Consider the following 9251-nt stretch of genomic DNA (forward strand, 5'->3'; position numbering starts at 1 on the left):
GCTCTTTCTGTTAAGGAGTATCTGAACATCTTTTTCCTTAAGATTTAAAGCTTTTGCTATAGTTTCAATTGACGGGGTTGCACCATTCTCAACCTCATACTCTCTTATGAACTTTTCTATTTTCAAAAGTTCGTTTGTCCTATTCATAGGAAACCTGACAAGTCTTGACCTTTCAGAAATATATTTCAGAATTGATTGCCTTATCCACCAAACAGCATAAGAAATAAAGTGCAATCCTCTTTTGTAGTCAAATTTATCTACCGCTATCATCAGACCGACATTACCTTCACTTATTAAATCAGCAATTGGTATTCCAGTTCCTATGTAACTTTTCGCTACACTTACCACAAACCTTAAATTAGAAAGAATCAATTTTGCCCTTGCTTCCTTATCTCCCTCGGCTGCTCTTTTAGCTAAACTCACTTCTTCCTCTCTGGTCAGAAGTGGAAACTTTTCTACAGTCTTAAAATACTTTAACACTACATTCTCACTGTCAGAAAAATTGTTTCTAGCTTCATCCAATATCTTGTTTAACTCTTCTTGCACTTTTGTGGGATTTTGATTAATAAGGTCATTGGTATTTATATCCTCTTTTCGTTTTTTCATGTTTTGCCCTCCTTCTTTTTTTATCATGCAAATATCGTGCCAAAATTTCACTTGCCAAATCCTAAAGTTTTTGCTAAATTTTCAATTTCTGATTAAGAGTTGCTCTTAATGGTTGCGAGTTTTCAGATCTTTTGGGATTTTCTGTGTAAAAACTATACACTAGTGTATATATAAAAAATACTCATTATAGAAAATATCCAATGTTAGATTTTTTTGAACTGGTTAGTGATAGGGTATCTTCTGTCTTTTCCGAAGGATCTGAAAGTTACTTTGGTGCCTATTGGGGCTTGCCTTCGTTTGTATTCGTTCTGGTTTACTGTTTTGATCACATTCTCTACCAGTTGTAGGTCTATGTTTGTTTCTTCTGATATTTCCCTAGAGGATTTTTCCTCTTCTAGGTATTTTTTTAGGATTTTGTCTAGGATTGGGTAAGGTGGTAGTGTGTCTTCGTCCTTTTGATTGTCTCTAAGTTCTGCAGATGGGGGGCGTTCTATTACGCTTTTTGGTATAACTTCAGTTCTTTCTCTTTGATTTATGTAGTTGGCTAGCTTATAGACAGTGGTTTTGTATAGATCCTTTATCAGTGCAAATCCTCCGACCATATCACCGTAGAGAGTGGCATAGCCCATGCTTAGTTCGCTTTTGTTACCTGTTGCTACTACTATCCAACCAAACTTATTTGATAAAGCCATTAGGATATTTCCTCTTATTCTTGCTTGAATATTTTCCTCAGTTACATCCCATCCTTTGTTCTCAAGAAATGGTTCTAGTTCCGAAAGGTATGTTTTGAATATATTCTCAATGGAAATTTCTAGAAACTTTATTCCTAGGTTTTGACAGATTCTTTTAGCATCTCTGCGAGTGTCTTCAGATGAAAACCTTGATGGCATACTCACACCAACTACATTTTCCTTCCCTAGAGCTTTAGTGCATATATATGCTACTACTGCTGAATCTATTCCTCCACTTATTCCTATAACCACCTTAGAGAACTTGTTTTTGGTTATGTAGTCCCTTATGCTAGTTTCAAGGGCTTTCAAAATCTCCTCTTCTTCTGTAAGCAATGGCTCAACATTACTTGGAATTTTATCCTTTTGCTCTTTGATAGTATAATCTAGGCTTACTTTTTCAACTTCGTAATCAGGAGTATACCTCTCTAGTAGGAAAACATATCTTGGGTCCAAGAGTCTTTTGGACATAGTTTCTTCTGTGAAGATGTCCACTACTAATATTTCCTCTTCAAATGCTTTTGCTTTTGCAAGAACTTTGCCCTCAGGTGAGACTACTAGGCTGTTTCCATCAAATACTAATTCGTCCTGTCCGCCCACAAGGTTAGCGTAGATGATGAATGTTCTGAAATCTCTTGCTCTGGTCTTAAGCATTTCAATTCTCTCTTCTACTTTACCAATCTGATAGGGTGATGCTGAAATATTTACTATTATATTTGCGTGCCCTTTTACTATTTCATCGCTTATTACACCTTCCGGATACCAGATATCCTCGCATATTGTTATACCTATTTTTGATTCGGAATTACCTATGTTCAGGACTAATCCTTTGTTTCCTTCGGCAAAGTATCTTTTCTCGTCAAACACTCCATAGTTTGGAAGTTTTGTCTTGTTGTATATATACATCTGGTTATTAAAGAATATTCCTGAAGAGTTATACAGGACATCGTTTTCTAGGTTTGCAAAACCTACTATTCCGATTATTCCTGAGAATTTTGACTTGAGTTTGTCAAGAAAGATTTGCTGATGCTTTATAAAGGCCTTATTTTTGAGCAAATCTTCTGGTGGATATCCTGTCAGTGAAAGTTCGGGGAATACTACAATATCACAGTTTTTTTCTAAGGCTAGATCAGTAAATTCTGCAATCTTTAGAAAGTTTGCTTCTATATCTCCAACGGTTGGATTTATTTGTCCTATTCCAATACGCATACTCTTACCTTTCCTCTTTTACTATTCTAAACGTCATTAAATCTCAGTTTCTATATGGAAAGATTGATGGTCAGTAAATTCCAATTAGCAATTAGGTGAAGCTTTTCTTTTACTCTTCATGCAGTTCTTATTCTGGTAAATATTCTTCTTAAATAAGCCCTAAGAAGCTTAGTATGGAGTGAAGTTTGTGGTTGATGAGTGCTATCTAGAAACAGAGAGAGTGAGTGAACAAGAAGTTGAATCTTATCTACTCACTTAGTGAGGATTGGAATTTGTTAAAGGTTGTGAAATAAGTTTTAATCTAAGTGATTGTTTATTTAAAATGAATTAGAATTGGAGGTGGTGAAGGTATGGCTAAGGATCCCAATGTAAAAGATAGGAGTAGAGGCAAAGGGTTAGGGGTAAAGCTTTACGATGGACAATTTGCAAGGGCAGGAAACATAATACTTAGACAGACAGGAAATAAAGTGTATCCTGGCAATAATGTTGGGCAAGGAAGGGATTTTACTCTTTTTGCCTTAAAGGATGGGATAGTGGAGTTTTATGAAAGGAAGGGGAGGAAGTATGTTTGTGTTAAAGAATTATCTGTTGACTGAGGGGTGATAGGATGCTTAGTAGGGAGAAATTGGAAGAGTTGAAAAATAGATTGTCTAAGGAGAAGTTACAGATTCTTTCGGATATCTTTGGTGAGGAGATGGCGATGAGATATTTTGCAAGTAATATTGAGGGAGATATTGTGGATAAGGCTAGTGATTTTTACGAGTCACAACTCCTGGCAAGCTTAACGGGTATCCAGAGGGAGATAATAGATAAGATTAATGATGCTTTAAGAAGGATAGAAGATGGCACTTATGGAAAGTGTAAATTGTGTGGGGCTGAGATAGAAATTGAGAGGTTGGAGGCGCTTCCTTATACAGATATCTGCTCAGCTTGTGCTAAAAAACAGGTTAGAAGGTAAACTTTTATGGTAAATGGGCTTACCATTACTGAGGTTGTTGAGGGGATAAGGAGTGGAAAGTTTTCTTGTTCTGAGTTGGTGGAAGAATACATAAGAAAGATAGAAGAGGATAGGAAATCTGAACTACCAATAAATGCTTTCATAAGTGTATGTAAGGACGAAGCTATTAGGACTGCTAGATATATTGATGATAATAGAAATAAGATTAGTGGGAAGATTATAGGGGTTCCGATTGCGATAAAAGATAACATAAATGTTGAAGGGCAACCTAGCACGTGTGGGTCTAAGATTTTGGAAGGTTTTGTTGCTGTTGAGGATGCTACCGTAGTTACTAAGATAAAAAGTGAGGGTGGTGTAATAATAGGTAAAACGAATATGGATGAGTTTGCAATGGGTTCATCCAATGAAACCTCACACTACGGTGTAGTTAGAAATCCTTATGATAAAAGTAGAGTGCCTGGAGGATCATCTGGAGGTTCTGCTGCAAGTGTTTCTGCCGATCTGTGTGTTGCTTCTCTTGGTTCTGATACTGGTGGCTCAATAAGACAGCCGTCTGCGTTCTGCGGAGTTGTTGGATTAAAGCCAACCTATGGGCTTGTTTCTAGATACGGACTTATTGCTTTCGGATCTTCTCTTGATCAGATAGGTCCTATTACTAAGACCGTAGAGGATGCTGCTATACTTTTGGAAGTCATAGCTGGATATGACCCCAAAGATTCTACTTCTGTGAAAGTTGAGAACACAAGGTTTTCAGAAAACTTGAAGGAGAGGATAGATCCATTCTCAGTAAAGATAGGTATACCTGAAGAGTATTTTTCTGGAGATATTCAGAAAGAGATTCTTGAAGGGATAGAAAGTGTAGTAAAAGCTCTTTCGGGAAAAGGTGTGAGTGTTAAGAATGTTTCCCTTCCGAGGACAAAATATGCAATTCCAACTTACTATATAGTTGCTCCCGCGGAAGCAAGCTCTAACTTAGCAAGGTTTGATGGAGTAAGGTATGGGTTTAGAGCCCAGGCTAAGTCACTTAATGAGATGTATCGTAGTACCAAGACTCTAGGTTTTGGTAGAGAAGTCAAAAGGAGGATAATGCTTGGCAATTATGTATTGTCGGCGGGATATTACGATGCATACTATCTCAAAGCGCTAAAAGTCAGAACTTTGCTTAAGGAGGATTTTAGTAAAGCTTTTAGTGAAGTTGATTTTATAATCACACCAACAACACCTACAACGGCTTTTAGGATAGGAGAAAAAATATCAAATCCTATAGAAATGTATCTTTCCGATATATTCACCGTTACTGTAAACTTAGTTGGCACTTGTGCAATCTCTTTACCTATAGGAAAAGACTCAAATGGTTTACCTATTGGGATGCAAATAATAGCTAGACCTTTTCACGACAGTAATTTACTAAGGTTTGCGTATTTTGTTGAGAAACTTGTGCTTAGCTAGTTTTTTGTAGAGATCCTCATCATTTCTTTCTCGTTGTCTTTGTCATCTTCTGCTTTTTTTCTGGATTTGAAACTTTTAGCTTTTTGTGTTTCTTCTTCTTCTTGTGAGACTATTTTTATCTCTATTTCTAGATTTTCACCTTCTACACCTTTGCATATTGCTTGAATCTTTTTGTTTTCTTTTGATATTGCCGAAATGTCAATGCCTTTCTCAATTATTTTTTGTGCCACTACATCCTCTATGTATTTTCTAATGGTTTTCCTCAGAGGTCTTGCTCCCATCTTTGGATCAAATCCCTTTTCGGCTATAAACTCCCTAACATCATCACTGATGCGGATAGATATGCTGTTGATTGCTAGATCCCTATTTATCTCATTTATCATCTTTGTTACAATATCTTTCACAATCTCTTTTGACAGAGGTTTAAAGACTACTATTTCGTCAAGTCTATTTAGGAATTCAGGACTGAAGTATTTTTTCACATCTTCCAAAAGTTTCTGTTTCATATTTTCGTACTCAAAGGCTTTTTCCTGCGAAGCTTTTGCAAATCCGAGGTAACCTTTGTTAGTTATATCTCTAACTCCCAAATTTGAAGTCATTATTATCACAGTGTTTGAAAAGCTAACAATGTTGTTTAAGCTGTCTGTTAGTCTTCCATCGTCCATAACCTGAAGTAGTATATTGAATACATCAGGGTGAGCTTTTTCTATCTCGTCAAGTAGTATAACTGAATATGGCTTTCTTCTGACAGCTTCGGTTAGTTGTCCTCCTTCTTGGTATCCTACGTATCCTGGTGGTGCACCAACTAGTCTTGAGACTGTAAACTTCTCCATAAACTCACTCATATCCAGTCTAATTAGGTTATCTTCACTTCCAAAGAGAAATTCTGCTAATGCTTTTGCTAGCTCAGTTTTTCCTACGCCCGTAGGTCCTAGGAATAGGAAAGAGCCTATAGGCTTATTTTTTGGTTTTAGTCCTATTCTTGCTCTTCTTATAGCTTTAGATACGATTTCTACGGCCTCATCTTGCCCTATAACCCTCTTTTTAAGTTCATCTTCTATATTAGCAAGTTTTGAGATTTCCATTCCTCCAAGCTTCTTGACAGGTATGCCAGTCATTGAGGATAAAGTCTCCCTGATATCTTCTACTGTTACTGGTATTATTACTGAGGAAGTATTATCTATCCATTCTTGTTTTTTTAGCTCATACTTACTCCTTAGGTCATTTAGTTGGTCCCTGTAGGTTGCAGCTTCTTCATAATTCTGATTGCTTACTGCTTGCTTTTTCTTAGCTTCAAGTTCCTCAATTTTTGCTTCCATTTCAACAAGTTCCTTTGGTTTGAGGAAGGTCCGCATTCTTACCTTAGCTCCTGCTTCATCTATTAGGTCAATAGCCTTATCTGGAAGGTATCTGCCTTGAATATATTGCTTAGATAAGTATACTGCTTGTATTATTGCATCTTCGTCATATACTACCTTGTGAAATTCCTCATACTTTTTCTTTATTCCTCTTAATATCTCAATAGTTACTTCTACCGAGGGCTCATCAACAAGGATCATTTGGAATCTTCTCTCCAATGCTTTGTCTTTTTCAATGTATTTCCTATAATCATCAAGAGTAGTGGCTCCTATAAACTGTATATCTCCTCTGGAAAGCTCAGGTTTTAGGATGTTTGCTGCGTCTATTGCTCCTTCTGCAGCACCTGCTCCTATAACAGTGTGAATTTCATCTATAAACACAATTATATCACCTGCGTTTTTTATCTCACCTATTATGTTCTTTAGTCTATCTTCAAACTCTCCCCTATATTTTGTTCCAGCAACTATTGCAGGTATGTTCAGTTGGACTATTCTTTTGTCTATGAGGTATTCAGGAACTTGCCCCTTGACTATTTTCTGTGCGAGTCCTTCAACTATGGAAGTTTTACCTACACCGGGTAGTCCTACTAAAACTGGATTGTTTTTCTTTCTTCTCACCAAAATTTGTATAGTTCTCTCAATCTCATTATCCCTACCTATTACAGGATCAAGCTTTCCTTCAAAAGCTAGTTTGCATAGATCTGTACCAAATTCATCTAGAAGAGGAGTTCTGACTTTTTTCTTTACTTTCTCTTTCTGTTCCATTTGCTTTGTTGCGAAAGGTGTGGTATTAGATAATCTCATTACTGTTCTTCTTAGGGTATCTACGGTTATACCATTGTTTTCAAGAATTATGTATGCTATACCACTGTAACCACTCATTATCGCTATAAGTATATGTTCTGGTCCTATGTAATTGTGCCCAAGTTTTTTCGCTTCTTCTGAAGCAACGTCTAGAACTTTTTTGACATTTTGACTAAATGGTAACGACCCCATGTTCACGGGACCCATTGGGTTTCTTATAGCATTTTCAAGATCAAACCTTAACCTTTCCACATCTACTCCAAGTTCCTTCAAAGCGAATACTGCTCTGTTGTCGTTATCAGCTATTATACCTATGAGTAGGTGCTCAACTTCTATTTTATCGTTTCTTAACTTTTTTGCCATCTCTTGAGATAGAATATTTAGGATTTTCTTAGCACTGGGAGTAAGACCTTCAGGAAACATTTTGTTGACCTCTCTTTATAGTAAAATTTAAAGAAACACCTTAGCAAAATCAAATTTCTAGAGATAACTTTCGTCTTCTTGAGTCCAAAACTTGACGGACGATCTGTTATAGACCAATTCTATTTGACAATACCAATGTTTTTAACAGTTTACTATTAAAACTCTTCAATTCTAGGTTTTTACTTTGCGATTTAGGTATATAGCGTATCCTAGAAAGACTACGTTTGGTAGCCATATAGCTAGAGCTGGTGGTAGTATTCTATTTTCACCTATCCACATGCCACCTAAGAAAGAAATAAAGTATATGACATATCTAATCACTGATTGGAAAACCATGTTGATAAAGGTCAGATTTCTGGAAATTATAGTTACAAATCCTAATGCTAGAAGTCCCGAGATGACAAGAGACAACGAAATACTGGGTCTTGATAGCATCTGCATAAGCTTTTGATAGTAATTTCCGCTTTCAAATGCTATCTTAACTGCTAGAGATTTGTTTAGTTCCTCGTTCATCTCTGCTAATGTCAGAAAGTGAAAGTCATACTTCTTTGGGAAGAAAAAGCTTGGGTTGTCAAGTTTGAAGTTGGGAATATACTCCTTAAGATAGTTCTTTGAGATGAGTTCAGTCTTTTCGTTAAAAGTGAATATCTCCACATCGTATGAGATCCAGTTGTTTATTTTTTGATCCCACTTAGCTGAACCTGCACTTATAGTGTGTTGTATTAGTCCTCCTTCAAACTTTTGAGTTTTGAATTCAATTTTGCCAGTTTTCTCAAAAAACTTGTTTATCTTGACATTTTTCATAATTCCTTCTCTAGAGACAAATCCTATCTCCAGGTAGGTTACACTCCTATTTTGACTTTTGATAGGTTCTCTTATGTTTTCAAGATACTGTGACTCACGAAAACTCTCATCCTCCCATACCTTTATTCTCTCTATATACCTAGATTCTTTGCCTGCGGTTGTAACTACCTGGTCAAGAAATAGAAAGTAGAGAAAGGATGTGATTACTAACACCAGAACTAGTGGGGCAAAGAGTTTTTTCAAGCTCATTCCAGCGTTTACTATAGCTACTAGCTCAAAATTTCTGGACATTCTTGATATCACATAGGATATACTTAGAAGGACACACATAGGTGCTAGGAAAGAATAAAGGTAAGGCCCTCTGAGTATGTAGACTAAAAGGATATAGTTAAACTTCTTTCTAAGAAGTTCCGTATTACCTAAAAACCAGTTTAGGTCCATAACCAAGTTGAAAACTATCCCTAGAAAGGTAAGCGATACGGATGATACCGCAAATGCTACTAGAAACTGCTTTACTAAGTATCTCTGGATCTTGTTGAACTTTATACTCTCGTTTAAGTAGTCTAAGGTGGTAAATAGTGCATTCTTAGTGTTGCTCCACAGAAGATGTGCAAAAGCTTGCAGTTTTCTACGAAACTTAGTGGAAATAAGCCTAATCTTGGTCATATGCTACACAAAATCCTAAATAAATACTTTTATTCTTATCAAATACAAGAAAATTTATTCTTATCAAATACAAGAAAAGTTGTCCAACGGATTCCAAAGTTCATAACTAGTATGTAGTTTTTGTTTTTACTATTCTCGCAGTCCCTGTCGGGACTGGGTAAATACCTTTCTTAAAAGCACCCAAGAAGCTTGGTATGGAGGAAATTCTGTGACTAACAAACTGTCCAGAAGCAAAGAGGCAAGTAA

The 9251-nt window shown here is 36.4% G+C and carries 7 protein-coding genes; 3 read left to right on the plus strand and 4 right to left on the minus strand.

Annotated features, from left to right (window positions below; translation table 11 throughout):
• Positions 1-606 (minus strand): sigma-70 family RNA polymerase sigma factor (locus tag ABDH28_05925; GenBank protein ID MEN2998555.1); only part of this gene is annotated, 606 nt, incomplete at its 3' end.
• Positions 607-809: 203 nt separating this feature from the next.
• A complete protein-coding gene (locus ABDH28_05930; GenBank protein ID MEN2998556.1) occupies positions 810-2543 on the minus strand; it encodes an NAD+ synthase in 1734 nt (577 codons plus the stop codon).
• 350 nt (positions 2544-2893) lie between these two features.
• Between ABDH28_05930 and ABDH28_05935 the strand changes: the two genes are divergently transcribed.
• From ABDH28_05935 to gatA, 3 genes are read left to right on the plus strand one after another with little or no spacing between them, the layout of a single operon-like run.
• Complete coding sequence (locus tag ABDH28_05935) at positions 2894-3139, plus strand: 50S ribosomal protein L27 (GenBank protein MEN2998557.1); 246 nt, start codon at positions 2894-2896, stop codon at positions 3137-3139.
• 11 nt (positions 3140-3150) lie between these two features.
• A complete protein-coding gene (locus ABDH28_05940; GenBank protein MEN2998558.1) occupies positions 3151-3501 on the plus strand; it encodes a TraR/DksA C4-type zinc finger protein in 351 nt (116 codons plus the stop codon).
• Between the two features lie 6 nt (positions 3502-3507).
• The gene (gatA, locus tag ABDH28_05945; protein MEN2998559.1) at positions 3508-4950 is read left to right on the plus strand and encodes an Asp-tRNA(Asn)/Glu-tRNA(Gln) amidotransferase subunit GatA; all 1443 of its coding nucleotides are present in this window, start codon (positions 3508-3510) and stop codon (positions 4948-4950) included.
• On the opposite strand, the gene ABDH28_05950 is transcribed toward gatA, so the two are convergent.
• Together ABDH28_05950 and ABDH28_05955 are read right to left on the minus strand one after the other, a co-directional pair.
• Entirely contained in the window at positions 4947-7535 is a 2589-nt protein-coding gene (locus ABDH28_05950) for an ATP-dependent Clp protease ATP-binding subunit (GenBank protein MEN2998560.1), read from the minus strand. The two genes, gatA and ABDH28_05950, sit on opposite strands and share 4 nt — an antisense overlap.
• Before the next feature lie 171 nt (positions 7536-7706).
• Positions 7707-9005, minus strand: coding sequence for an LptF/LptG family permease (locus ABDH28_05955; protein ID MEN2998561.1), 1299 nt, complete (start codon positions 9003-9005; stop codon positions 7707-7709).
• Positions 9006-9251: the final 246 nt, after the last annotated feature.

This window comes from Brevinematia bacterium (genome assembly GCA_039630355.1).
Classification (GTDB): Bacteria; Spirochaetota; Brevinematia; order DTOW01; family DTOW01; genus SKYB106.